The following is a 25,527-nucleotide window of genomic DNA, read 5'->3' as shown; positions in this document are numbered from 1 at the left end:
TACATGTGATGGCAGTCACGTCCCCGAGGGGCGCTGCGATGCCTTCCGAAAGACAAAGGAGCTCGCACATGAGCCGTTCCAACTCACTGCCTAGCCGTCGTAGGCGCACGGCTGTCACCAGCGCCGTGGGCGCCACCGTCCTTCTCGCGACGGCAGCCTGCGGCGGTACCGACGCCAGTGGCTCCGGCGACACGATCAAGGTCGGCGTGTCCATCCCGACGAGTGGCCCCGGTGTCTCGACCTGTCTGCCGATCCTTCACGGAGCTCAAGCCTTTATCGACAAGGTCAACGCGGACGACGGCGTCAACGGCAAGAGGATCGAGGTTCTGACCGAGGACGACAAGTACACAGCAGCAGAGGCGCTCACGAATGCGCGGCAGTTCACCGCTGACCCAGATGTAGTTGCCATCTACAACGCTTGCGGGAGCGCGCCCGGCTCGGCAATCCAATCCTTCGCGAAACAGCAAGACATGCCTTTCGTGTTCTCGTGGGTGGATCTGCCGGGTGAGGAGAAGAGCGACAACTTCTACACCCTCGTCCCTGGTAACGGCGCGATGGTGAGCGCGATCGCCGCGAAGGCAATGGAGGAGGACGGCGCTGGCTCGCTGTACCTCATGGCGTATGAACTCCCGGGCATCGATGAAGCGATCGATGAAATCAAGAACGCCGTCGAGGACGCGGGCGGCTCCTTCCTCGGCAGCACGACCATGACCCTGAATCAGGCAGACATGAATGCCGAGGTGCTTAAGGCGAAGTCGCTCAAGCCCGACTACATCGCGACAATCGTCAATGGGACAGACAGCGCGAAGCTCATCAACACGATCGATGCTCAGGACGCGTGGCCAGCAAAGGCGATGTTGACGTCGACATCTACCCCGACGGCGGCGTTCGTCGGGGCTGTCGATGACGGCGTCAGCCTTGAGAAGGTGATCGCGACCTCCGGCCCGGCCGTTGCCTCGGATCCGTCCGCGCAGAGCTGTCTGGAGGCTTTCGAGGCCTACGACGGTGACTACGAGATCGTTCCTGATTCGCTAGCATTGACCGGCTGCACCAACGCCCAGGCGCTCGTCGCAAGCCTCCAGAGCGTGAAGGGCGACGTCACGCGCGAGTCCTACCTCGAGACGCTCGCGACGTGGACCAGCGACGATGGCGTGCCTAGCCTCGGAGCGTTGTCCTTCACCAAGGACAATCACCTTGGCGTTCGAAAGGTTCACGGCATCCGGTTCGAAGGCCGCGACATGGTGCCGGCATTCGATGCGCCCCTCCTCGAGGACTGAGGCAGCAGCGAATGACGCTACTAGTCGGAACGGTGATTATCGGCGTGGCCCTCGGCATGCTGATCGGCATCCTAGGACTCAGCATCGTTGTCCTCCACAAGTCAACAGGGGTCGCCAACTTCGCCCAGGGTGCCTTGGCGATGGTTGCGGCCTTCATCTGCCTGCAGCTCATCACCGGGATCGGACTCGCGTTGTGGATCTCAGTAGGCCTGGCGCTGATTCTCATGATCCTCGCCGGGGCACTGATCTATCTACTTGTGCTCCGCCCGAAGGACGGCGCCGGAAGCCTCAACGTCACCATGCGTACCCTAGGCCTCTTGCTCGTGCTGGTGGCAGGAACGCAGATCCGCTGGGCCGACGGACAGCCGTATAGCTTTCCGGCAATTTTCTCCCGGAAGGCCGCGTTCACACTGGGGGGCGTCCCTGTCACCTGGTTGACCTTGGCGACGATCGCGGTGGCTTCGGCGCTCGCTTTTGGCACCTGGTGGTACTTCGAGCGGACCCGCACAGGCTTGGCATTTCTGGCCCTCGCCGCCAACGCCGACGTGGCAAGGCTCCTGGGAGTGCGCACACGTCGGCTCACGCTTATCGCATGGATGTTCGCCTCGGCCAGTTCGCTCGTGGTTGCGGTCCTCATCGCTCCGACAAGCCTGGTTTCGACGGACATGATGGATACCTACGTGCTGTTCGCCTTCGGTGCGGCGGTCGTCGGGGGCCTCGACAGCCTCGGCGGCGTCTTCGTCGGAGGAATCCTCATCGGGATCGCCAATGCGATCACGTCCGTATATATCGACAGTCAGACCGCCGTGCTCGTCGTGTTCGCAATCGTCTTGGGCACGCTGGTGCTACGCCCGCAGGGACTGTTCGGCACGCCGGCGCTCGAGCGGCTGTAGATCTGGGAGCAACTCATATGGCACTCACCACACGGGCACGGAGCCGCATGACCACCCCGGTGATCGTGGTTCTCATCATCTTGCTGCTACCGCCACTCCTTGGTCTGGACCACAGAACCCAGGACTCTCTCACGCTTGCCCTAGTGTTCGCTGTCGCTGCTGTCGGCCTCGATCTCCTTTCGGGCTATACAGGCCAGTTCTCCATCGGCAACTTCGCCTTCGCAGCCGTCGGGGCGTACACAACAGCAATCCTCGGCGAACAACTCGGATGGGGTGCCTGGCAGACACTTCCGTTCGCGATCGTGTTCCCCATGGCGCTGGCCGTGCTGCTCGGAGTTCCCATGGTGAGACTCGGCCAACTGGGCAGCGCCTACATGACGTTCTTCTTCGGCTTTCTCATCGCGATCGTCCTCGGCGCCAGTTGGCTCAGCGAGTGGACGCACGGCGCCGGGGGCATCGTAGTTCCGATAGCCGAGGTCGGCGGGCGGCCTGCGGGTTTCGGGACGTCGGCCTACTACCTGGCGTGGGTGTTCCTCGCGGTCGTTGCTCTGTTGACTGCACGACTCGCGGACTCGCGGACAGGACAATCGTTGCGCGTTATCAAGCGCAGTCCCGTTGTCGCAGCAACGCTGGGAATCGACGTCACACGTGCCCGGGTCACGGCCTTCGCCTACTCTGCGGGCGCGGCCGGTGCCGCTGGATTCCTGTATGCCCAGATTCTTGGTTTCCTGCAGCCTACGAGCTTCGAGCTGAAACTTTCACTGACACTGCTCATCATGGTCATCGTCGGCGGTTTGGGCAGCGTTGCAGGACCGATTCTTGGCGCAGTCGGTCTCACGCTCCTTGACCAGATGACGCGAGAGACCGGATCCAGTCGTGAGTTGTATTACGCCGTGATCCTGTTGGTGGTGCTGATCGTCGCCCCAGGAGGGATCTTCGGAGTGCTGGAGGCGGTGTGGGCACGCCTTCCGTTCCGAGGGTGGCTTAACAGTCGCGCCAAGACGGCCGACACGGGGCAGGAGGCTGCTGTCCCCGAGCCACAACACACTCAGAGCGTTCTTCGGGATCCTGGGGACGTACTGCTGAGTCTCGACAAGGTGGAGGTCGCGTTCGGTGGCGTGAGGGCCCTCAATGGCACACAGCTCACGGTGCAAGAGGGTGAGATCCATGCGCTGATGGGGCCGAACGGAGCAGGCAAGACAACCATCTTGAACTGCGTCAGCGGGCTCCAGAGCTTCGACGGTCAGATCGAGTTCGCGGGACAGTCGGTTCGCGGTCTAAAGCCGCAGCGCATTCGGCACCTTGGAATTACCCGGACATTCCAAAACCCGTCCCTCGTCGGGGACCTAACCGTGCTCGAGAATGTGCAACTCGGCCGATATGGGAGGCGCCGGGCAAGCTTCGTTCGTGATCTTCTTCCCTTGCCAAGCACGCTTCGCGCCGACGCCGACGCGAAACGAGCTGCCGGCCATGCCCTGAGCCAGGTGGGGCTTCCCAGGTCTCGCTGGAACGAACTGGCGTCTTCGGTTTCTCTGGCAGACCAGAAGTTGATCGACATTGCGCGAGCGATGGTGTCCGAGCCCCGGCTCCTCCTACTGGACGAACCCACCGCCGGACTTCACGACGACGACATTCACGCGGTCGGACGGGTCCTGCAGGAGCTCAACGATTCGGGACTGACGATCCTCGTAATCGCCCACCACGTCGGCTTCCTACGTGGAATCGCGCACAGGGCTACGGCCCTCAACTTCGGACAGGCCATAGCTGTCGGATCTCCCGATCAAGTGGTGGACGATCCGCGCGTCATCGACGTTTTCCTAGGAGTCGCACATGCCTGATGAACTGCTGCTAGACGTGGTCGGACTGTCGGTCGTGTACGGCGCCGCACGCGTGGTCGACCGGATCGACCTGCAAGTTCGTGCGGGCGAGGTGGTGGGGCTGGTCGGGCCCAACGGCGCCGGCAAGACCTCGACCCTGCGCGCGATCTCGGGGGTGGCACCGCACCGCGTGGAATCCATCCGACTCGAAGGCGTGGCACTGCCGCGCAGAGCGGAGGTCGTCGCCGCGCGCGGGGTCGGGCACGTGCCCGAGGGTAGGGGACTGATTGCACCGCTCACCGTTCGGCAGAACATCGAACTCGGCGCCGCCGCGCTCGGCCGGGTGCTCCGGCCCACGACCTGGGACGGCATCCTCGACCTGTTCCCGGCGTTGACGGAGCACTTAGACCGCAAGGCCGGCGCGCTTTCCGGCGGCCAGCAGCAGATGGCCGCGATCGCGCGCGGCCTGGCCGCAGAGGTCAAAGTCCTCATGGTCGACGAGCTCAGCCTGGGTCTAGCCCCGGCGGTCGTATCCGACCTCCTGCGCACGCTGCGCCAAGTCGCCGACGAGCGACGCATCGGCCTCCTGCTGGTTGATCAGAACGTCCGGGCGCTCGCCACGATCAGCGATGCCGCGCTGACCATCCGGGATCGCGTCGGCGTCGGCGTGGACCTGACACAGCTTGATGTCATGCACAGCGACTACCTCGGCAGGAGCATGACCTAAGCCATGCCTTCCATCATGTCGATCTCGGACACCGTCGCCGACCGGACCACTCGCAGCCTCGCCGACCTCGGCGGCGGCACCCTCGGCGGGCTCCTGTCTCGACGAGCCGCGACGATCCCCGACAAGCTGGCGGTCGTCACCGCCGCAGATAGGCTCACCTACGGCGAACTTGACCAAGCCGCCACCCAGGTGGCCCGTGGGCTCCTCGCGCTGGGGCTGCGAAAAGACGATGCCGTAGCGATTTTCCTCCGCAACCGCATCGAGTGGATGACATCGTGGCTCGGTATCGCGCGCGGTGGACTCGTGACCGTGCCGGTCAACACCGCCTACAAGGGCGCCTTTCTCGAGCACGCGCTCTCCCTGACGAAGGCACGGGCCGTCGTCACTGAGCAGGCGTTGCTGCCCGCGCTGGCGGCTGTACTCGAACGTCTGCCGGAACTGGGGCACGTCGTTCTGGTCGACCCCGAGGAGGGGCATCCAGCGTCTGCTGCCGGGCGGGTTGTTCTCGCCCACAAAGACTTGATCACCCGGCAACAGGCGCGGACCACGCTGCCCGAGGTCACACCGTACGACGTGGCGCAGGTCGGCCTCACTTCCGGCACCTCCGGTCGTAGCAAAGGAGTGGTGATGCCGCACCTGATGCTGCTGACGGCGGCGCGCGAGAACGCCACCAACCTCGGCACGACTAATCGCGACGTCATCTACACCTGCACGCCGCTGTTTCACGGCGCCGCGCAGTTGAACATGTCGCTGCAAGCTCTCTACCTAGGCGCAACCGTCGTCGTTGGTGAGCGCTTCAGTGCCAGCGGCTTCTGGAAGGAGGTGAGGGCGTACGACGTCACCCTATTCAACGCGGTCGGCTCGATCCTCCCGATGCTGCTGGCCCAGCCACCGTCCGAGCGCGACCGGGAACACCGGGTCAACCGCGCCTTCGCGGCGCCGGCTCCGCCGGAGGTCCTGCTGCCGTTCGAGGAACGTTTCGGCGTCCACCTTGTCGAGGGCTATGGCATGACCGAGATCAAGAACGTTACGTACAACCCCCTCGAGGGCCGCAAGGTCGGCTCAGTCGGAAAGCCGACCGACACCACCGTGCTACAAGTACAGGACGAGCACGGCACCGAGGTACCAGTCGGCCAGATCGGCGAAATCTGTTACCGGCCCCGGCAGGCGAACATCATGTTCGTCGAGTACCTCGGCGACCCAGCGGCGACGCGCGAGGCGACGCGAGATCTTTGGTTCCGGACCGGGGACCTCGGTTACGTCGACGCGGACGGCTACTACTATTTCGTCGACCGGAGCAATGACGCGTTGCGCCGACGCGGTGAGAACGTCTCCTCTTACGAGGTCGAAAGCGTACTCGCTGGCTTCCCTGGAGTGCTGGAGGCCGCTGCCGTCGCGACGCCCTCCGAACTCGGCGAGGACGACATCCTCGCGGTCGTGGAGACGTCGGCGGCGCTCGATCTCGAGGCGCTCTTCCGTCATTGCGACGGTCATCTGCCGCATTTCATGGTTCCGCGCTACTACCGCATCGTGCTGACTCTGCCTCGCACGCCGACAGGGAAGATCCAGAAGGCGGTGCTGCGCGAGGAGGGGCGCTCTGACGATGTGTGGGACGCCGAGATGGCTGGCCTCCGGCCAACGAGGCCGAGGTGAACATGGATTCCCGCGATGACCTCGTGCCCATGGTGAGAATCAAGGAGATCGCGCCCCGACTGGCCGGCCAAGCTCATAGCATCAGCACCGAGCACAAGGTGGAGCTCATCGATCGACTCACCGCCGCCGGCGTCAGGGCGATCGAGGCCACCTCTTTCGTGCGGCCTGACCTCATCCCCGGGCTTGCCGACGCCGAGCAAGTGCTGGCACGAGTACGCCGCACGCCCGGCGTTACGTTCGAATGTTGTGTCGGCAACGAACTCGGCATTCGACGGGCCGCTGCAGCGGGCGCCGATCGGGCATGGTTCCTGCTCAGTGCCGACGAGCGGTTCGCTCGGGACAATATCGGCCGGTCGACTGAGGAGTCCCTCGAGTTGCTCGACCGGCTGGCGGAGGTCGCTCGAGACGAGGGCATCGGGCTCGGCACCTATGTGATCTTCGCTTGGGGTGGTCCCGACGGACCGGCCCGCGGTGGCGAGGCATTCGAGCCGATTGGGCGACGGCTGCGCGAGGTCGGAGTCGAGGACTGGATCTTGGCCGACTCCGCCGGCTACGCCTCGCCTCGTCAGCTCGCCTCCCTTGTCGAGTGTGCTGCTGAGCTCACGGATATGGCGCACCTGACCGTCCAGATTCACGACGCCCGCGGCATGGGGCTGGCTGGCGTCGCCACACTTGTCCGGCTGGGACTGCGCAATATCGACACCTCCCTGGCGGGCTCCGGTGGGCACCCGGCCATGCCACACCTGCCCGGCGGAGGCGTGTGCACCGAGGACGTCGTGCAGATGCTCGACCTGCTCGGGGTCAGCACCGGCATCGATCTGGCCGCCGTTGTTGAGGCTGCCAACTGGCTGGAGCAAGAACTCGGGGTGCCCGGCCTCGGCTACGTCCGTCGTGTCGGCCCGGTGCCGACGGCGGCGCCCGGCGCGACGACGATCGGGCACTTCCACTGGACAGAAATCTAAGCATGCTTGCATATCGCGAGAAAGTGCACTATGAATGTAAGCATGCTGAGGATTCGGTTCGCGGGCGATGGGAGCAAGGTGCGATGACTGGCCTGTTGGCAGGTGTCCGGGTGGTTGAGCTCGGAGGCCTTGGCCCGGCGGCCTGGACCTGCACCTTCCTTTCCGACATGGGTGCCGAAGTGCTTCGCATCGACCGGCCGGACCGCACCGACCTCGACTTCACCGAGAACTGGATGCGCGGCAGAGCGCGGTTGGAGGTCGACCTGAAGGAGCCCGCCAGCCGCGACCGGGTCAAAGAGCTGGTGCGCCGCGCCGACATCCTCATCGATCCGTTCCGTCCGGGAGTCACTGAGCGCCTCGGCCTCGGACCGGAGGATGTCATGGCCGACAACAACCGACTGATCTACGGGAGACTCACTGGATGGGGGCAGGGCGGCCCTTACGCCAAGACCGCAGGACACGACGGAAACTTCATCGCCACCGCCGGCATCCTCGCGACCCTCGGCCCCGCCGACCGGCCACCGATCGCCCCGCTCTACTACGCGGGTGACTGGGCCTCCGGCACGATGCCGCTGCTCGTGGGGCTGCTGGCCGCACTCTACGAACGGGAACGCTCCGGACGTGGCCAAGTTGTCGACGCAGCGATGGTTGACGGGGCGGCAATGATGCTCATGCAAGTGCTCGCATTGCGCGATCGGGGTGTCTGGACCGACGCCCGGCAAGCCAACCAGCTCGACGGTGCTCCCTGGTTCAACCACACCTACCGCACCCTGGGCGACCGTTACATGGCCGTGGTGGCGATAGAACCCAAGTTCCGCCGGTTGGTCCGTGAGACGCTCGGCCTGACGGAACAGATCGCCCTCGACGAGCCTGATCGCTGGGCCGTTGACCGGGAGCGCGTCGCAGAGGTGTTCGCCTCCCGCACGCAGGATGAGTGGGAGAAGGTCTTCGCGGGCGTGGACGCGTGTGTGTCTCCCGTACGCGAGCTGAGCGACTTGGAGAGCGAGCCGCACCTACTCGCTCGCGGCGTTTATCAGCGCATAGACGGGAAGCTCCATCCGGCTCCGACGCCGCGGTTCAGCCGCACCCCGAGCAGTATCCATCCTCCACTGGACTCCGCCGACCTTGTCGGTCGGTGGCTGGCCACGCGACGGGACCACCGATGAGCGCGGCGCCGCGTGAACGTCTCCTGGACCTCTTCGGCGAGGTGACACCTGCTTGGGAACGCCTGCTCCAGGCCGACGCGGACTTTGCCGACGCCTACTCGCGGTACCTCCACACCGCCGTGGTTCGAGCCGAGTTCACGCCGCGTGAACGCGAGCTACTCCTGCTCGCCCACGATGTTTCGGTCACTGTGCTGGACGAGGCGGGTGTGCATCGTCGGGTCGCACGAGCACTGGCTGCCGGCGCCACCGAGGAGGAGGTGCTGACGGTCATCGAGCTTGCCACCTTCATCGCCATCCACGGCCTGACTCTCGGCTTACCACTCGCCGCGGAGTTGCCCGAGGGCCGTCCAGCCGACCAGGTCGGGCCCTACTGGGACCGGTTCGAGGCGCTCTTCCCCGGAGTCGGCAAGGGCATGGAGGAGCGCCTGCCCGACTTCTATCAGGCTTACCGCGACCTCGGGGCGCTGATGTGGCGTCGGAAAGCAATCGAACCAAGGCTGCGCGAACTGCTGCTGGTCGTCGCCGACATGGCCAACGAGCACTTGTTCACCAGCGGCGCGAGCTTGCACATGCGCCAGGCCCAACACGAGGGCGCGACCGAGGCTGAGGTGGTCGCCGCGGTGGCTCTAACCGTCGCCGCCGGCCACCGCACCGTCGAGCTCGGCCTCTCGGCACTAGCGGCCGTCCGGGACGCACACAAACAAGGACAGATGACAACGACGAGGAAGAACTGATGACGTCAACGACCATCCAGCGGCCGCCGTACCCGGCTGCCGACTGCTCCACCGTAAGGGCGGTCCTGGCCTCCTTCGCAGCGCTCGCGCCCCAGGCCCCCCTGGTCACCGATGACGAGCGGACGCTGAGCGCCGGGGAAATGGCCGAGCTGGCCGGGCGACTGGACCGTGCGCTCGCGGCCGCAGGGCTCCGCGCGGGAGACCCGGTGGGCATCCTGATGGCCAACGGCTGGCGCTGGATCGCCGCCTACCTCGCCCTAGCTTCCCAGGGGTATGTCGCGGTCCCGCTCAATACCTGGTACAAGGAAACCGAGCTGCGCTCGGCCAGCGCGAAGGCGAGGCTGCGGGCCGTCCTGACCCAGAGCGTGCTTCATGGTCGCGACAACGAGGCGCTGCTCGCCGGTGCCGGACTGCTCGACCCCGACGGCGAGTACCTCGGTGCCCTGATGTGGAACGGGGATTTCCCCGAGCGCCTCGACCCGGATGCGCCGCCCCTCGCCGGCCAGGCCAATCCGAGCGGGAGCGATGTCGCCGTCTACGCGTTCACAAGCGGCAGCAGCGCCGAGCCCAAGGTCGTTGTTCTCCGTCACGACGGACTGGTGGACAACGGCTGGGCGATGGGGCAGCGCCTCGGTGCGGTCCCAGGGGAATCGGTGTGGTTCGCGGCCCCGCTCTTCTTCGGCCTCGGCTGCGCGAACGCGGTGTTCGTCGCGCTCACCCACGGTCTCGAACTGTGCGTCCAGGAGCGCTTCGAGCCGCACGACTCGGCGGCCTTCATCGAGCGGCACCGGTGCTCCGTCTTCTACGGTCTCGGCCCTATAACGCGCGGGCTGGCGCAGCCTAGTATCCGCACGGCCTACGATCTGTCCTCCCTCACTAAGGGCGTCATCGGCATGAGCGCCGAGGATAAGCGCATCGCTATCGAGGAGCTCGGCCTCGTCCGGGCGCGCAGCGTCTATGGCCTCACGGAGTGCTATGGCCTGGGTGCCATGACCGAGGAGGGTGACGACCCCGAGGCAGTCATCGCGACCCAGGGGCGCCCGGTCGACGGCCAGGAGCTGCGGCTCATCGACCCGGTGAGCGGCGATCGGGTTCAATCCGGCACCCCAGAGACTCTCGGTGAGATTCAGTTGCGCGGCCGCACTACCCCCGGCTATCTGGACAACGACGAGGCCAACGCCCAGGCGTTCACCGCGGACGGCTGGTTCCGTACCGGGGACCTCGGGTGGATCGACGAGGCGGGTCGGCTGCACTTTGCAGGGCGGCTCAAGGAAGTCGTCAAGATCAACGGCATCACCATCTCCCCGGCCGAGGTCGAGGACTACGTCACCGAACACCCGGATGTCAGCCAGGCCTACGCCTTCGGTTGGCCGACCGCCGAGCGCGGCGAGGAGGAGTTGTGGTGCGCCGTCGTGCTCGACGACCGCTCGGCCATGAGCCCCGCCGAAGTCGACGGGAGTCTGCGGAGCTGGCTGCGCGCTCGGATCTCCTCCTACAAGGTGCCCAGTCACTTTGTGGTGCTCGACGGTGCCGAGGTGCCGCTGACCGCGACCGGCAAGGTGAGCAAGCGCCTGATCGGCGAGCAGTTCGTTGTGGAGGCGGCACAGTGAGTACCTCCGCCCTCGTCTTCCAGGGGTACGGCGGCCCCGAGGTCCTCGCGCCGGTTGTGGTGGAATTGCCCCCGCCCGGTCCAGCTCAGGTGCTGGTACGTGTCGAGGCAACGGGCGTCTGCGGTCACGACGTGGCCGATCGAGCGGGACTGACGTCCATGCCGCTACCGCTGACGCTCGGCCACGAGATCGCGGGAACGGTCGTCGAGACCGGCGCCGCCGTGCGCCACGTCCAGGTCGGGGATCGGGTCGCCTGCAAGCAGCATCACACCTGCGGTTGGTGCACCGCCTGCCGCTCGGGCCGCGAGCTGGACTGTCCCGACAAGCAGTTCGTCTACGGCGGCTACGCAGAGCACGTTCTCCTCGAGGAGGACACTCTCGCCGTCGTCCCCGACGGCATCTTGCCTGCTGCCGCGGCGATCGCGGCGTGCGCGATCGGTAGCAGCCTGCAGGCCATCGAGGTTGTCGCTCGGCTCCAGCCGGGGGAGACCGTCGCGATCACCGGCGCGGGCGGTGGCCTGGGGCTCCACGCGCTCCAGGTGGCCAGCGCCCTCGGTGCCCGCGTGATCGCGGTGACCTCATCGCCGGCCAAGTCTGCCCTGCTGCGGCGGCATGGTGCCGACGAGGTGGCGATCGGCGGCGACGATCTCCCCACTCAACTGCTCGATCTCACCGGGGGCGCGGGAGTCGAAGTGGTCATCGACAACGTCGGCCTGCCGTCACTGTTCGGCGGCTGCTTCAAGGGTCTCGGCACGCGGGGGCGCTATGTCCTTACCGGGCAACTGAAGCGCGAGCGGATTTCGCTGTTCCCTGCGTTCGTCTTCTTCAAGGAGGCAGTCATTACCGGCTCGGCGTCGACCTCGACCGCCTCGTTCCTACGATCCCTGGACCTGCTTGCCAGCGGCGCGGTCACCGCCGTGACGACCGAGTATCGGCTCGCCGACGCCGCGTTGGCACATGCCGACGTCGAGGCGTCCCGGGTCAGCGGGCGGGCGGTGCTGGTCCCGTGAGCATGTCGGCGAATAACTCGCTAATCTTGCCGCCCGAGGCACGGCTGGTCGCCGGGGGTCTGGGCTTCACCGAGGGCCCGGCCCTGCTGCCGAGCGGCGAGGTGGCGGTGGTCAGCATCAACCGTGGCAGGGTCTACGCGGTCAGTCTTGAGGACGGCGCGGTTCGCGAGGTCGTCGAGACCGGCGGTGGGCCCAACTGCGTTGCGGTCGGGACCGCGGGCCGGCTTTGGATCTCCCAGAATGGCGGCACCGCGATGCCGACCCGCTCGACTTTACCCGCGCGGCCTTCCATCCAGTGCCTGTCCGAGGACGGGCTGGCGACGGTGGCGGATGAGGGGTTACTCAGCCCGAGCGACTGCGAGATCGGGCCGGATGGTCGGCTCTGGTTCACCGACCCCGCCGGGCACATGGACAGCGACCGGCTCGGAGCGCTGCGCAGCCTTGACCCTGAGACGGGGGAGCTGACGACCCATCTCGCGGATCTGCACTTCCCGAACGGACTGGCCTTCGGGCATGGCGTGCTCTACATGGTGGAGACCCTGACCGAGCGGGTACGCCGCTTCGAAGTCGACGGCGACGTGGTGCGCCCGGACGGCTGGCAGATCGATCTGCCAGGGGCGGCGCCGGACGGCATCGCCGTCGACAGCGCCGGATGGCTGTGGGTCGCAGCCTCCCGCGGCGACGCGCTGCTGGCCTACGACGAACATGGCGCCCTAAGGGCCTCGTACGACTTTGGGGTGCGGGTCGCGGTGACCAGCGTCTGCTTCGCAGGGCCAGGGCTCGACACCCTCGTTATCACCGTCGCCAAGGGGGGGAGCGTGATTGCCCTGCCGGCGCCGAACCCGGGGCTGCCCGTTCCGGTCTGGTCCCTGCTCGACACCAAGGAGACACATGTCTGAGACCACCAGCCCTTTCGCTGGCATCAAAGTACTCGAGTTCGCCGGCCTCGGGGCCGCTCCGTTCGCGTGCAGCCTCTTCGCTGACGCGGGCGCCGAGGTGGTGCGAATCGAGCGTCCCGGTGCCACGGTCCATGCCCCTCGCATCCCGGTGCGCGGTCGCACCACCGTCGAGCTCGACCTCAAGAGCTCCGTTCACGTGGCGAACGCTCTTGAGCTGGCCGAGCATGCCGACGTGCTGGTGGAGGGGTTCCGGCCCGGCGTGATGGAACGGCTGGGGCTCGGGCCCGACGTCGCACTCGCGGCCAACTCGCGCCTGGTCTACGCCCGGATGACCGGCTGGGGGCAGGACGGGCCTGCCGCCCACCTGCCCGGGCACGACCTGAACTACCTAGCCATCACGGGGATCGCCCGGTCCATCGCGCGCCAGGGCGAGGCTCCGGTCCCTCCGCTCAACCTAGTCGCCGACTATGGCGGCGGCATGACGCTGGCCTATGGTGTGGCGCTCGCTCTCTTCGAGCGGACCCGCTCAGGCCTTGGCCAGGTGATCGACGCCGCCATGGTTGACGCCGCGCTCCAGCTGATGTCGGGACTGTGGCAACGTCGCGCCGAGGGCAGTTGGAACGACGAGCCGGGCACCAACGACATGGACTCCGGCGCGCCCTTCTACAACTCCTACCGCACTCGCGACGGTGAATACCTCGCCATCGGTTCGGCGGAGCCGCAGTTCTACGCCAACCTGGTCAGAGTCCTCGGTGCCGAGGCTGACCTCGGCGACCGGCAGTGGGACCGGTCGCTTTGGCCCGAGCGCCGCGAGCTGATCGCGAAGATCGTCGGCCAGCGGACGCGTGACGAGTGGGTGGAGGCCTTTGCCGGCGTTGACGCTTGCGTCACGGCGCTGAACCGGATCGACGAGGCCGCGTCCGACCCCCAGATCTTGGCCCGCCAGAGCCTGGTGACCAAAGGTGGCGTGCTTGCCCCGGCGCCTGCCCCTCGGTTGAGCAGGTCCCGACTGGAGCTGGCTCCGCTCACCCCGACTCCCAACTCGCCAGAATCCGCCGCGACTGTCGCGGAGCGCTGGAAGAACTGACAACCAACAGAACGGAGGTGTGCCGTGAGCACGGTCACACTCGAACTGGACCCGTTACGAACCGACCTCCTCGCGGTCGATCCCTTCCGGCTGCGGGGCAGCAGGTGCCGTGTCGACGGGCGGGTCTCCTTCCCGGTCCGCGACTTCTGCCCGGCCTGCGCTGGTCAGGAGGTCGAGGAGATCGACCTACCCTCGGTGGGGACGCTGCTGACCTACACGACAGTCCACCAGGCCCCGCCGGGGATGCGGACGCCGTACCGGCTCGGCTTCGTCGACCTCGACGGACCGGTCGTGCTGCTCTCCCGGATCTCCTCTGAGGAGGAGCCGGTCATCGGCTCGAGAGTGGCGCTGGTACCCCATGCCATTGAGTCCCCTGACGGTGAGCGCCTCGGCTTCGCCTTCGCGCCGGAGGCGGTTGCCTCATGAGCGGCGAGAGCGTATATGTCGTCGGCGCTGGAATGGCCCGGTTCGGCAAGTTCCCGGCGGAGGTCACCTTGGAGAAAATGGCCGTCTCGGCGTCCCGAGAGGCCTTGGTGGACGCGGGCTGCCGCGTACGCGACATCGATGGCGTCTACTTCGGCACCGTGCTCGGCGGCTCGGTGGCGGGTCAACGCACCGGCGCCCAACTCGGCCTCACGGGCCAGCCGGTGACCAACCTCGAGAACGCCTGCTCCAGTGGCGCGACTGCAATTCGGGATGCCTGGCTCTCGGTTAAGGCGGGGCTGCACGACGTCGTGCTGGCCATCGGCGCCGAGAAGATGACCGACCGAATCTCGGGCGGCATCCTTGCCGACGCCAGCGATCTCGACGCCGCGCTCGGCATGATCATGGCCTCCAACCACGGCATGAGTGCGCGGCGCTACATGCATGACTACGGGGCCACGCGGGCCCAGATCGCCGCAGTCGCGGTCAAGAACCACGCCCACTCGGTGCACAACCCCTACGCCCAGTACCAACATCCAGTGACCCTGGAGCAGGTGCTCGATGCGCGCCCAATCGCGGAGCCTCTCGGGCTGCTCGACTGCAGCCCGATCTCCGACGGGGCCGCCGCGATCGTGATCGCCAGCGAAGCCGGCCTCGCCCGGCTGGGCGTCACCGGTCGCCCGCCGCGCATCCTTGGCGTCGGCCTGGTCAGTGGAACCATCCACGACGGGGCGCGTTCGGTCAACGAGGAGGACATTTCTCGACGCGGGGGAGAGGAGGCATGGCGCATCTCCGGCGTCTCGCCAACCGACATCGACTTCGTCGAGATGCACGACTGCTTCACCATCGCCGAGATCGTGCGCATGGAGGGCCTCGGACTGATCCCGCGTGGCGAGGGCGGTATGTGGACCGAACAGGGACACACCAGCATCGGCGGCAAGCTGCCGGTCAATCCCAGCGGCGGCCTACTCTCCCGAGGCCATCCAGTGGGCGCCACTGGGGTGGCCCAGGCCTGTGAGCTGACATGGCAGCTACGCGGGACCGCCGGTGCCCGGCAGGTGGAGGAAGCTCGCACCGCGCTCGCCTATTGCAAGGGCGGCACCGTGGCCGGCACCGATGGCGCCTCGGTCTCGACGCTGGTGATGCAGGCATGAGCGCCGCGGTAAGGGATGTCGGTTTCGGCGTGCTCGTCGGTCCCTCGAACCGGGGCGAGCTCGCCGCGCGGCTGGGTCTCGAGGATGCCTTTGCGGGTGCTTCTTGGCTCCCGGAGGGCGCTCGCCAGGTGGTACTGCTGGTCGAATCCCCCGCAGACGAGCCCCTAGTGGGGACCGACGAAGATGACTTGGCCGCACTGTTCGAGCACCTCAAGGACGTGGTCCACCAGGTTCAAGAGACGGTCGGGCACTTCAGATCGGTCGGAACCGAGGGGGCGACGATAGCCGTCCTGCTCCCGGCGGACGCCGCCCTCGGCCGGGCCAACGCGTCATTGGCTGGCGCGCTGACCGACGGCCTCATGTCCTTCTTCCGGACCATCGCCATCGAGCTGCGCAAGGAAGACATCAGCGTCAATGTCGTCTTCTATGACTCCCTCGATGAGGAGGATGCCGCGGTCGTCGGTGCGCTCCTGGGTGCCTATCGGAACGCCCTCGCGATCACGGGGCAGGAAACGTACACGGGTCGAGGCCCGAACCTGGGAAAGGTGAAGCCATGAGCTCTAGAGTCGCCGTCATCACGGGGGCAGGCAGTGGTATCGGTGCGGCCACCGCGCGTCGCCTGGCCGAGGATGGCTTGGACGTGGTCGTCACCGACCTGCCGCAGGTCATCGATAGCATCGATCCCACGGACCTCCATCCCCGATGCCACCTCTTCCCGCTCGATGTTGGCGACGCCGATGGCCGGGAGGCGCTGGTTGGCTTTGTTGGCGAGCGGTTCAGTCGTGTCGACGTGCTCTTCAACTGTGCCGGAGTCGGGCCCAACGCTCGCCTATCGAAGATCAGCGACGAGGACATGGCGTTCGCCCTCGGCATCAACCTCCTCGGCCCGATCTCGCTGACCCGGCAGTTGGTTCCACTGATGATCGAGTCTGGAGGTGGCGCGATCATCAACGTCTCCTCGCGGGCATGGCTCGGCATCTTCGGTTCCGGTATCTATACGATGTCGAAGGGAGGCCTGGTCGGATTCAGCCGCGCTCTCGCGCTCGAACTCGGCGCGCACGGCATCACCGTCAATGCCATCGCGCCCGGCTACATCGAGACTCCGCTGGCGCATACGTTGCCCGCCGGAGTGCTCGCGGAGACCATGGAGGCGATCCCCGTGCGGCGCGGCGGTAAGCCCGAGGACATAGCCAGCGCCGTCAGTTACCTGGTCAACGAGGGTTCCTACGTCACCGGTCAGACCCTGGCAGTCTGCGGCGGCCGCTCGATCAGCGGCTGAGTGGCGGCCTCGGCCTTAGAGCGTGTCTGGCAATTCGTGACCTACTGCGCGACGTCCCGCGGGCGCCTCGCTGCGTGGGGGCACCTTCCGCGAGCGCTAGCGGGTGGGGGAACGTCGCTCGCTAGACAATCCTCCGCAAGCGGGAGGTGCCCCCACCCGGTATGGTTTCGCTCCGGCGCCTGGCGAGGCATCCCACGGAGACGCCGCTCGCAACGGCTACGAATTATCAGACACGACCTGGGTCGCCTGGGTTAAAGGGGTTAGCGCGAGGGAGCAGGGCGTTGACGAACGTGGTGAGCGGCTCCCGCATCAGATCAGTGCTCGTCTAGGAGAGCTGCGCGTTGAGGAAACGGGCAGGGTCCATGCTGGGCGCAGCGGTCATCACGGTGTCCTTCTTTGAGTCGATTGTGAGAGATCACTCGAAGGACTCACCTGGGGACCGCGCTTACGTTGGAGGCAGGCGCTCACTCGGCTCCCGCGTGCACCACCGCTCTGAGGGACTGCACTCTGGCCTCGATCAGATCCAGGGTGCGACGCCAGAACTCCGCGGCTTCGGAACAGGTATTTTAGGATTCCTAACCGAGACGATCACCGCCTCAATCAAGTGTCCGCCAAGCGGGTCAGGCTTCGCGCGCCGCTGTTAAGGGCCGCGCTTAGCGCCAGGGTGAGAAGGGTGCCGGAAGCACGATCGACGAGGATCCCGAGCGGATTGACTCCGGTCCGTACTGAGGGGGCCACAAACCCTCGGAGTACAGGCTACGTCGGATAGATAGGCGCTGGTTGCTGTCTGAGAATGGCCAGATATGGGTGATCGACGGCGGTCCGTCGAGCGACATCATGCCGATGGCGAGAGGGGAGCGTGGTGAGCGTCTCGGAAGAGCGGCGCGCCATCCCCCAAGCGTGCGGCTCAAGGTGCCCACCTTGAGTTCGTAGGTCCTTATCTCGTAGATCGAGCCATGCTCTCCGCCGTCCATCGGCTTGCAGAAGTCGAAGACCTCCTGACCGCGCATCGAGAACTGCACGATCCCGCGTTCGATCCCGAACGGCGCCGTGCTGAGGTGTTGCCGCCGGTGGTCGGCATACAAGTCCGTCAGGCTCTCGAAAGTCCGCACCACGACGACGTCGGGCAACGGTCCGTTCTCCACAGTCCACACGCCACGCAGTGCGCCAGCGAGATTCGACTCACGGACCTGCTCGCCGAGATCCCGCACGACATCATGGATTGCCAAGCCGTCGCAGGAAAGGGTCGTGAGGTCTGCATACATCCGGCGTCCTTTCGCCTTCAAGGCCGACGCTGAGCCGAGCGGTCAGCGTCGAGTTTCGGGTCCGCTGCACGAACCGGAACGGTGGCAGCTTCAGTGACATTCACGCGTACCAAGCTCAGGGCAGCACGCTCAAGTCGATCCCATTTGGGGAGCTCGAAAGCTCCGCCAGGTGTCCGAAGATCGGGTCCCACTGAACAATCAGCAGGTCCTCAATGACGCCGGCGTCCCAGAAGGGATCCGTGGCGATGAGTTCTCGAAGAACCGATTCGTCAGCAGCGCGCATCACCAGCCATCCCTGGCGCGTGGCGGTGCCCACAGAGGGGCCCGAGGCAACGATCACGCCCTGAGCCACATGCTCCTGAACCCAGGCCACGTGCTGACGGACCCACCGCTTCCAGCTCTCCTCATCGGGGTGGACTAGCCTGACCAGAAACAGCGGCATGGAGACCTCTTTTCAAGGATCGACAGACGTCGTAGGTGGAGTCACAGGTATCTTATCAGCATGCTTATCTTTTTCGAGCTGCGCTGGCGAGTTGGAGGGCCCGGCTCGAGTCAGGTGAGGGTGATCGTCCCCTCAGCCGTCGCGCGGCCGGCGGCATCGCGCACCGAGGCGCGGAAGATCGAGCCCTCGCGGGCTGCCACGACCACCATGCCCTGGAAGTCGACGAGCGGTGAAATCAACCGGTAGGTCATGTCGACACGAGCCCTTACTGCCCCTTGGGCACGCGCTGCCTCGGCCATGCAGGTCGCCTGCAGCGGGCCGTGTACGAGCAGGCCGGGATAGCCCTCGATCTCGCGGGCGTAGTCGCGGTCATAGTGGATCCGATGTCCGTTGTAGGTGAGAGCCGAGTATCGGAACAGCAGCGGGGAGTCGACCGCGAGGACCCAGGGCGCGCCGGACGCCGAGATGGGAGTCGGTTCGATGGCCGCCGGGCCGGGGGTCTGTGGCGGCGCGGACGATCCGGCGGGGTGGGGCCGGTAGACAACATCTTGCTCCTCGTCGATGACGAGGACGCCGTCCTGGTGGATCCGGTGAGAGACGGTCACCAAGGTCAGTGGCCCAGAGCGGCCCTGCTTCTCGACACTCGAGACCACGGTGCTGCGCCGGGTGGCCGGTTCGCCGAACCGCAGCTGTCCGAGCAGCTTCACCCGCCCTCCGGCCCACATCCGGCGCTGTCCGAGACCTGGCGGTTGTGGGAGCGTGTCGCGTACGGGGTGGCCGTCCGCGCCGATGTCCTCACGGGCGGGCCGGTCCAGCAGATAGATCCAGTGCCAAAGCAGTGGGAGCTCGGCGTCGTTTCGGGCGGTGGGGTCCTCGACCTGGAGCAGTCCCGCCAATGCGCGGGCCGGCTCGGGCGTGATCAGTTCGGTGCGCTCGATCGTCACGGGGCGTCCTCCAGGATGCGGCGGGCACGCGCCAGTACCGGCTCATCGACCATCATGCCGTCGACGCTGACCGCTCCGCTCCCTGCGGCGGCGAGCACGCTGCGTGCCCACGCGAGGTCGGCTTCGGTTGGCGTGAATGCCGTCGCGACGGGGACAACCTGCGCGGGGTGGATGCAGAGCTTTCCACCGAAGCCAAGTCCGCGGGCATAGCGGGCGTCGTCGGCGACGACATTGGGATTCGTCGCGTCGACGCTCACTCCATCCACCGGCGATGGGAGGCCCGCCAGCCGGGAGGCAGCGACGAGCGTGCTGCGCGCGAGTAACAGCGCCTCCCGGGATTCCAGGGCGTCGATGTCTAGTGCGTAGTCGATTGAGCCGAATGCCAGTCTGGTGACCCCTTCGGCCTCAGCCAACGCCGTCGCTCGGTGTAGCCCGAGCGCTGTCTCGACCAGTGCGACGATCTTGCAACCGACAGTGGCGTGGACGCTGGCCAGTGTGTCCGGGTCTTCGGCCATCGGGACCACGATGCCCTGCAGGTGCCTCAGAGCAGGGTCGGCTAGACGTTGGATGTCGGCGGTGTGCTGCGGCGTTCCGATTGCGTTGATCCGCACCCAGCCCGGCCGACTGACGAGCCAGTCGGCGGTCGCCGCGCGAGCCGATGCCTTCCGGGTCGGCGCGACCGCGTCCTCGAGGTCGAGGATCACTGCGTCCGCGCCGGAGGAGGCGGCCTTGGCGAACCGCTCGGGCCGGTCGCCGGGCACAAAGAGCCATGTGATCGGGGTCGTCACCGATCTCACCTTGCCCGGCTTGAGGCGGGCTTGCGGCCGATCAGCTGTCGGGCAATGACGTTCTTCTGGATCTCGTTGGTGCCTTCGCCGACGATCATCAGAGGGGCGTCACGGAAGTAGCGCTCGACGTCGAACTCGGTCGAGTAGCCGTAGCCGCCGTGCACTCGGATCGCATCGAGGGCGATCTTCATGGCCGTTTCGGAGGCGAACAGCTTCGCCATGCCTGCCTCCATGTCCGGAGTCATAGCGGCGGGCGGCGAACATGACGAGTTGCCGGGCGGCCTCCAAGCTGGTTGCCATCTCGGCGAGATGGTGACCGACAGCCTGATGCTGCCAGATGGGCTTGCCGAAGCTCTCCCGCTCTTGGGCGTAGCGGACCGCATCGTCGAGCGCGGCTTGGCCGACTCCAAGCGCCCGGGAGGCCACCTGGATGCGACCGATCTCCAAGCCGCGCATCATCTGGGCGAAGCCTCTTCCTTCCTCGGTCCCTAACAGGCTCGTGGCGGGAGTGTGGAAATCGGAGAAGGAGAGCTCGCACGACTCCACGCCCTTGTACCCGAGCTTGGGGAGGTCGCGCGAGACCTCGAAGCCGGGCCCCTTCTCGACTAGTAGGATGCTCATGCCCTTGTGCGAGGGGTTCGCCTCGGGGTCGGTGCGGCACAGCAGCGCCACCAAGTTGGAGCGCCGGGCGTTGGTGATCCAGGTCTTGGCACCATTCACGACGTACTCCTCGCCGATGCGCCTCGCGCTGGTGCGTAGTGCCTGCAGGTCGGAGCCGCCGCCGGGCTCGGTGAGCGCCATTGTGGCGCGTAGCTCGCCAGTGGCCATGCGCGGCAGGTATGAGTCCTGCTGCTCCTGGGTGCCGAAATCGCGGATCAGCTTCGCTACGACCGTGTGGCCCCCCATCGCACCTGCGAGACTCATCCAGCCGCGGGCGAGCTCGGCGGTCACCGCCGCGTAACAGGGCGCCGAGACGGCGGCCTCGCCCCACGGCTCAGGGATGGCAAGGCCGAAGATTCCCATCTGCTTCATCTGCTCGATGAGCGTCTCGGGGTAGGTGTTGGCATGCTCGAGTTCCCGTGCGACGGGGCGGACCTCCTTGTCGACGAACTCGGCCACCAGGGCGACGATTTCAGCTTCTTCGGTGCTCAGATCAGACATGAGTGCCTTTCTCCATGACTTTGATGCGGAGCCCGCAGGTAGAGAGCACGCCGCAGATGGCAAAATGCCAGCATGCTTACATTATAGGGCGGCCATGCTTCTACCGACGCTGAGAGGGCACCGACTTGCATAGACCGCGTGCGGTTCTCATCGTGAGGGATCGCCGCGGTTCCGGGGCGGCCCGTCTGGCATGACAGAGCGATCGATTAGTCGCATGCGGGTGATCAACGTTCTGTCGCGTCTTTCGAGGCCGGCTGGTGACCAGCGTGTCGCCCGGGCCGGACCCTCGCTCAATCCTTTGCCGATCCTCGTTCTGGCCACCACGCGTCCTGCAAGCGAGGTCTCGGCCGAGGCCCGGGCGCCGGGGGTCTGGTTGGCGCTGTTCATCTGACGCCCAGGAAGGCGGTGGGAAATGGTGACGGTCTCGGCGCGGGTGATGCCGACCGGGGACGGCTACACGAACCTGCTGCGCTCGATCGCCGCTGGGGCCCGTGACCGCTTCCTGTCCACACCGCTGACGTGCCACTACGCCGAGGCCGGCAACCCTCCGGGCCGTTGGCTTGGATCAGGCATGGCCGCGCTCGGGGGATTGGCGGTCATGTGCTTCCTCCTACCTCGTAGTGGTTCGTTGCCCTCTGGCGGCGGCTCTATGCGCTGGCCGGCTGGCTTCGCTGCGCGAAGATCTGGCCGCTCTCGTGGGCCTTGCTCTCGGCACCGGCTCTGATGTCTGCGGCCATGTCGGCGAACTCGTCCAGAGCGGGGTTCTCGCCGACCAGGGTGAATTCCCGGGTCACCACGTCGAGATCGATGTGCCAGACGTCCTCGAGGATGCGGCGCATCCACGAGGTGGCGTGGTCCCATCCCTCCTTGGGGGTGCCGGGGGAGTAGTTGCCGCCCTGAACGGTGACCAGGACACCGGGCTTGCCGGCAGTGGCGGGCTCGGCGTCGGCCATGCGGGGGTCGGTGGAGACCAGGTCGACGTAGGTCTTGAAGTGCTGCGAGACGCCGAAGTTGTAGAGAGGGACGGCGAACAGGTAGGCGTCGGCGTCAGCGAGCTCGTCAGCCAAGGAGCTGGCGAGACCGACTGCGGCCTGCTGGGCGGCGGTGCGGTCGGCCTCGGGGATGTGCCATGAGGTGACGGCGGTGTGCCACGCATCGCTCGGGATGGGGTCGGTGACCAGGTGGCGCCGACTGATCGGGGCGGCGGAAGAGGCTTCGCGCCAGTGCTTCTCGACGATGTCGGCCAGCGCGCGGCTGGCCGAGCCCTCGGTGCGGATGCTGGCGTCAAGACGGAACAGGGACATGGTTCTCCTTGGGGAGTGACTTCGATGGATGGTGCGATCGGGAGATGGACCGGCCGATGGGTGTCTTGGCCTGGTCGCAGGTCAGTGCGGTGTGTCGTCGGTGGCCGACGGGTCGGCCACGGGGTCCGCGAGAGTGGGGTCGATGAAGAAGTTGTCACGGAACAGGCCGGTGGGGTCCCATTGCCGCTTCAGTTCGCGCAGCCGTCGCAGGTGGGCGGGCGGGAACGCGCGGGCGACGATGTCGGGGCCGGTGTCGGTCTCGAAACTGAGATACATGCCTTCGAACGCGGGGACGAGCTGATTCCAGTGCTTCTCGAAGTCGGTGGATCCACCGCCGAGAGTGGCGATGAAGAAGTTGGCCTCACGCCAGGCATAGGCCGTGGCGTCCGCGGGAGTCCCGGCGACGGCCCCTCCGGCGGACCGGACGGTGAGGATGAACGAGCTTCTCGCCGACAGGAGGTCGGCGATGCCGTTGGCGACGTCGGCGTCGAGGTGTCGCACGAGCCCGGAGTGGCTACGCGGTTCGCCGCGTCCCATTCGGACCTCCGATTCGGCCGTTTGGGCCAGGAGCGCGGCGTAGGGCATGAGCTGGACGGACTGGTCAGCCACGGGCGCCAGCCCCGCGAAGGGCTGGAGGCGGTCGATGACATTGTCCGGGTCGTCGGAGTCGACGACGATCAACGCCTGGGCCGCCACCGGCCCCCCGCGCGGGCTCGGGTTGATCATCAGCGTCCCGGTCACGCTGGAATGAGCGGCCTCGAGGGTCGTGCCCCAGCTCTGCAGGAAATCGGCGATGTCGTCGGGTGTATAGACCAGTATCGCGAAGCCGACTCGGGAGCCGACAGGATGAAGGTCGAACTCGAAGGAGACGGCCACACCGAAGTTCGCGCCCGAGCCCCGCATCGCCCAGAACAGGTCGGCATGCTCCGTCGCGCTGGCACGGACCAGCTCGCCGTCCGCGGTGACCACCTCCACGGACCGCAGGTGGTCGATGGTCAGCCCGTGCTCGCGCACGAACCAGCCGATGCCACCGGCGGTCGCGAGTCCGCCGACCCCAACGCTGCCGTGGTCGCCCGCGGTCAACGCCAGCCCGTGAGGTGCCAGAGTGGCTGCGACGTCCCCCCAGCGGGCACCTGGGCCGAGACGTGCGCGCCCGCCGTCGAGCACGGTGATCTCATCGAGACCGTCCACGGCGATCACGATGCCGCCGTCGTTTACCGACCGGCCCGACAGCCCGTGGCCGCCGCTGCGGATTCCTAACGGCACGTCGCGGTGACGAAGCGCGTATCGCACCGCGTCCTGTACCTCGGCGGGTGTCTGCGGGCGCAGCACCAGCGCAGGACGTGCGCCGCGGAAGAATCCCGAGGTGTAGGCGGGGTAGTCGCGGGCGCCGGGGGCCAGGGCGAGCCCGGCCAGCGACGCCGGCACCGGGTCGCCCCCCAATGAGGGAGTCGGCCGTGGGGTCGTCGAGCTCTGGCCGCTGTCCGCTCGGGCGCTCTCGACTCGGTCTCGGATCTCGGGTGCCGTGACCTGCGCGAACCGGCGCAGCTCATCGGGGTCGTCACTGCCCAGGATGAACGTCGAGACCCCGTCCTCGATCGCCAGTCGAGTCATCTGCTCGGCCGACACCGGCGGGACGATGTTCAACAACCGCACGATCTCACCCGGGTCACGACCTTCACGACGAGCGGACTCGTCGATCACCCGGTTGCCCTTGGTGAGGTCGCCGGGCTTCATCCAGGGAAGGCTGGGGAGCCAGCCGTCTCCCTTGCGGCCGATGATCCGCTGCATGCGTGGCTTATAGGCGCCCACCCAGATCGGGATCCGGTGTGCGGGGGCGGGTCCGCGCTGCGCGCCGTCGACTCGATGGAACCGTCCCTCGATGCGCAACGGTGCCGTGGCGCCGACGTCCCACATCCCGCGGATGATGTCCAGAGCCTCGTCCAGTCCGGAGACCGCGTCCGGGGGTGTCAGGAGCGGAGCGCCCATCGAGGCCATCGCCTCGAAGAAGCCACCAGTCCCGATGCCCAGCTCCGCGCGTCCGCCGCTGAGCAGATCCAGGCTCGCCAACGCCCGTGCGAGGACCGCAGGCTGACGCAGCGGCAGATTCAGCACGTTGCCCGACACGTGGATATGCGACGTTCGCGCTGCCACCCACGTCAACAACGTCCACGTGTCGTGGAACACCGCCTGGTACGGATGATCTTGGAACGTCACCAGGTCCAGACCCAGCTCCTCACTGAGCACCGCAAGTTCCACAGGCTGCTGTGCCGGCCGGTTCACCGGATTGATGAAGCTGCCGAATCGCAGCTGATGACCATAGTCGGGCATGTCTCCATGCTGGAGCGGTCGTGGATTCGGCACAAACACCGCGTAAGTCGGTTACTATTCGTAACTAAATCTCGGCGTCGTGGGCGCGACCAAGCTCGCTCACCGTGAAACCAGTTGGCGTCGATGGATAACCGACTTACACTTGATAAGTGACTTCAGCGCAGACTGACCGAGCCGCCGTTCCCTGGGCGCACACCGACGAGGCCGACTGCCAGCACGCCAGCCGCATCTTGGAGATCGTCGGACAGCGATGGTCACCGAGTATCTTGCTCGCCCTGGCCCGTGGCGCCCAGCGCTTCACCGAGATCACCACGGTCGTGGCGGGCCTGTCCTCGCGGATGCTCACTCTCCGCCTCAAACAGCTCGAGAGCGCCCGACTCGTCGAACGCACCGTCATCCCCACCACGCCCGTCAGCGTGCGCTACCGGCTCACGCCGCAAGGCCTCGACCTCATCACGGCACTCCAGCCCATCGCCGGCTTCGTCCAACGCTGGGAACCCCGCGATCGCTCGTGACACACCTCAACGAGAAACGGCGGCTGACCTGGCAACGCTAGTAGGGGGTTTCAGGGGAGCCCCCCGTTTCCGGGTCAACAGTAACT

23 protein-coding genes and 1 pseudogene are annotated in these 25,527 nt (G+C 66.6%); 17 read left to right on the top strand and 7 right to left on the bottom strand.

Features of this window, described 5'->3' with window-relative positions; genetic code table 11:
* The first annotated feature begins 68 nt into the window (after positions 1 to 68).
* The 16 genes from JL108_RS13200 (at position 69) to JL108_RS13125 (ending at position 16,691) form a co-directional block, all read left to right on the top strand.
* Positions 69 to 1,277, top strand: coding sequence for an ABC transporter substrate-binding protein (locus JL108_RS13200; RefSeq protein WP_205198704.1), 1,209 nt, complete (start codon positions 69 to 71; stop codon positions 1,275 to 1,277).
* 11 nt (positions 1,278 to 1,288) lie between these two features.
* Positions 1,289 to 2,170 carry a branched-chain amino acid ABC transporter permease gene (locus JL108_RS13195; RefSeq protein WP_205198703.1) on the top strand — a complete coding sequence of 294 codons (882 nt, stop codon included), beginning with the start codon at positions 1,289 to 1,291 and terminating at the stop codon, positions 2,168 to 2,170.
* Between the two features lie 47 nt (positions 2,171 to 2,217).
* Positions 2,218 to 4,008, top strand: coding sequence for an ATP-binding cassette domain-containing protein (locus JL108_RS13190; protein ID WP_205198702.1), 1,791 nt, complete (start codon positions 2,218 to 2,220; stop codon positions 4,006 to 4,008).
* Positions 4,001 to 4,714 (top strand): ABC transporter ATP-binding protein, encoded by a 714-nt coding sequence (locus tag JL108_RS13185; protein WP_205198701.1) that lies wholly within the window; start codon positions 4,001 to 4,003, stop codon positions 4,712 to 4,714. The genes JL108_RS13190 and JL108_RS13185 overlap by 8 nt, the downstream gene beginning before the upstream one ends.
* Positions 4,715 to 4,717: 3 nt before the next feature.
* Complete coding sequence (locus JL108_RS13180; RefSeq protein WP_205198700.1) at positions 4,718 to 6,367, top strand: AMP-binding protein; 1,650 nt, start codon at positions 4,718 to 4,720, stop codon at positions 6,365 to 6,367.
* A 2-nt stretch (positions 6,368 to 6,369) separates the two neighbouring features.
* Positions 6,370 to 7,329, top strand: a complete 960-nt coding sequence (locus tag JL108_RS13175; protein WP_205198699.1) for a hypothetical protein — start codon at positions 6,370 to 6,372, stop codon at positions 7,327 to 7,329.
* A gap of 83 nt (positions 7,330 to 7,412) precedes the next feature.
* Positions 7,413 to 8,495, top strand: a complete 1,083-nt coding sequence (locus tag JL108_RS13170; protein ID WP_205198698.1) for a CaiB/BaiF CoA-transferase family protein — start codon at positions 7,413 to 7,415, stop codon at positions 8,493 to 8,495.
* Positions 8,492 to 9,229: a carboxymuconolactone decarboxylase family protein gene (locus JL108_RS13165; protein ID WP_205198697.1), complete on the top strand. Its 738-nt coding sequence runs from the start codon at positions 8,492 to 8,494 to the stop codon at positions 9,227 to 9,229. Before JL108_RS13170 ends, JL108_RS13165 begins: the two co-directional genes overlap by 4 nt.
* Complete coding sequence (locus tag JL108_RS13160) at positions 9,229 to 10,839, top strand: class I adenylate-forming enzyme family protein (protein WP_205198696.1); 1,611 nt, start codon at positions 9,229 to 9,231, stop codon at positions 10,837 to 10,839. The genes JL108_RS13165 and JL108_RS13160 overlap by 1 nt, the downstream gene beginning before the upstream one ends.
* Complete coding sequence (locus JL108_RS13155) at positions 10,836 to 11,849, top strand: alcohol dehydrogenase catalytic domain-containing protein (protein WP_205198695.1); 1,014 nt, start codon at positions 10,836 to 10,838, stop codon at positions 11,847 to 11,849. Before JL108_RS13160 ends, JL108_RS13155 begins: the two co-directional genes overlap by 4 nt.
* Before the next feature lie 2 nt (positions 11,850 to 11,851).
* Complete coding sequence (locus tag JL108_RS13150; protein ID WP_240191063.1) at positions 11,852 to 12,748, top strand: SMP-30/gluconolactonase/LRE family protein; 897 nt, start codon at positions 11,852 to 11,854, stop codon at positions 12,746 to 12,748.
* A complete protein-coding gene (locus tag JL108_RS13145) occupies positions 12,741 to 13,835 on the top strand; it encodes a CaiB/BaiF CoA-transferase family protein (RefSeq protein WP_205198693.1) in 1,095 nt (364 codons plus the stop codon). The genes JL108_RS13150 and JL108_RS13145 overlap by 8 nt, the downstream gene beginning before the upstream one ends.
* A 24-nt stretch (positions 13,836 to 13,859) precedes the next feature.
* The gene (locus JL108_RS19970; protein ID WP_205198692.1) at positions 13,860 to 14,261 is read left to right on the top strand and encodes a Zn-ribbon domain-containing OB-fold protein; all 402 of its coding nucleotides are present in this window, start codon (positions 13,860 to 13,862) and stop codon (positions 14,259 to 14,261) included.
* Positions 14,258 to 15,412 carry a thiolase family protein gene (locus JL108_RS13135; RefSeq protein ID WP_205198691.1) on the top strand — a complete coding sequence of 385 codons (1,155 nt, stop codon included), beginning with the start codon at positions 14,258 to 14,260 and terminating at the stop codon, positions 15,410 to 15,412. Before JL108_RS19970 ends, JL108_RS13135 begins: the two co-directional genes overlap by 4 nt.
* On the top strand, positions 15,409 to 15,969 hold the full coding sequence (locus JL108_RS13130) for a hypothetical protein (protein WP_205198690.1): 561 nt from the start codon (positions 15,409 to 15,411) through the stop codon (positions 15,967 to 15,969). Before JL108_RS13135 ends, JL108_RS13130 begins: the two co-directional genes overlap by 4 nt.
* Positions 15,966 to 16,691 (top strand): SDR family NAD(P)-dependent oxidoreductase, encoded by a 726-nt coding sequence (locus tag JL108_RS13125; protein WP_205198689.1) that lies wholly within the window; start codon positions 15,966 to 15,968, stop codon positions 16,689 to 16,691. The genes JL108_RS13130 and JL108_RS13125 overlap by 4 nt, the downstream gene beginning before the upstream one ends.
* A 653-nt stretch (positions 16,692 to 17,344) precedes the next feature.
* Here JL108_RS13125 and JL108_RS13120 read toward each other — a convergent pair.
* The 7 genes and pseudogenes from JL108_RS13120 to JL108_RS13090 form a co-directional block, all read right to left on the bottom strand.
* A complete protein-coding gene (locus tag JL108_RS13120; protein WP_205198688.1) occupies positions 17,345 to 17,956 on the bottom strand; it encodes an NIPSNAP family protein in 612 nt (203 codons plus the stop codon).
* A gap of 115 nt (positions 17,957 to 18,071) precedes the next feature.
* Entirely contained in the window at positions 18,072 to 18,398 is a 327-nt protein-coding gene (locus tag JL108_RS13115) for a YciI family protein (protein WP_205198687.1), read from the bottom strand.
* 110 nt (positions 18,399 to 18,508) lie between these two features.
* On the bottom strand, positions 18,509 to 19,342 hold the full coding sequence (locus JL108_RS13110; RefSeq protein ID WP_205198686.1) for a MaoC family dehydratase N-terminal domain-containing protein: 834 nt from the start codon (positions 19,340 to 19,342) through the stop codon (positions 18,509 to 18,511).
* Entirely contained in the window at positions 19,339 to 20,130 is a 792-nt protein-coding gene (locus JL108_RS13105; protein ID WP_307837270.1) for a CoA ester lyase, read from the bottom strand. The genes JL108_RS13110 and JL108_RS13105 overlap by 4 nt, the downstream gene beginning before the upstream one ends.
* Before the next feature lie 5 nt (positions 20,131 to 20,135).
* A pseudogene (locus JL108_RS13100) lies at positions 20,136 to 21,291 on the bottom strand (acyl-CoA dehydrogenase family protein).
* Between the two features lie 647 nt (positions 21,292 to 21,938).
* Positions 21,939 to 22,595 (bottom strand): FMN-dependent NADH-azoreductase, encoded by a 657-nt coding sequence (locus JL108_RS13095; RefSeq protein ID WP_205198684.1) that lies wholly within the window; start codon positions 22,593 to 22,595, stop codon positions 21,939 to 21,941.
* An 81-nt stretch (positions 22,596 to 22,676) separates the two neighbouring features.
* Positions 22,677 to 24,926: an LLM class flavin-dependent oxidoreductase gene (locus JL108_RS13090; protein WP_205198683.1), complete on the bottom strand. Its 2,250-nt coding sequence runs from the start codon at positions 24,924 to 24,926 to the stop codon at positions 22,677 to 22,679.
* A gap of 149 nt (positions 24,927 to 25,075) precedes the next feature.
* On the opposite strand from JL108_RS13090, the gene JL108_RS13085 reads away from it, so the two are divergent.
* Positions 25,076 to 25,441 (top strand): helix-turn-helix domain-containing protein, encoded by a 366-nt coding sequence (locus JL108_RS13085; protein ID WP_205198682.1) that lies wholly within the window; start codon positions 25,076 to 25,078, stop codon positions 25,439 to 25,441.
* Positions 25,442 to 25,527: the final 86 nt, after the last annotated feature.

The organism is Aeromicrobium sp. YIM 150415 (genome assembly GCF_016918125.1).
Classification (GTDB): domain Bacteria; phylum Actinomycetota; class Actinomycetes; order Propionibacteriales; family Nocardioidaceae; genus Aeromicrobium; species Aeromicrobium piscarium.
Note: the sequence above shows the minus strand (reverse complement) of the source record. Positions and strands in the feature narration are given on the sequence as shown.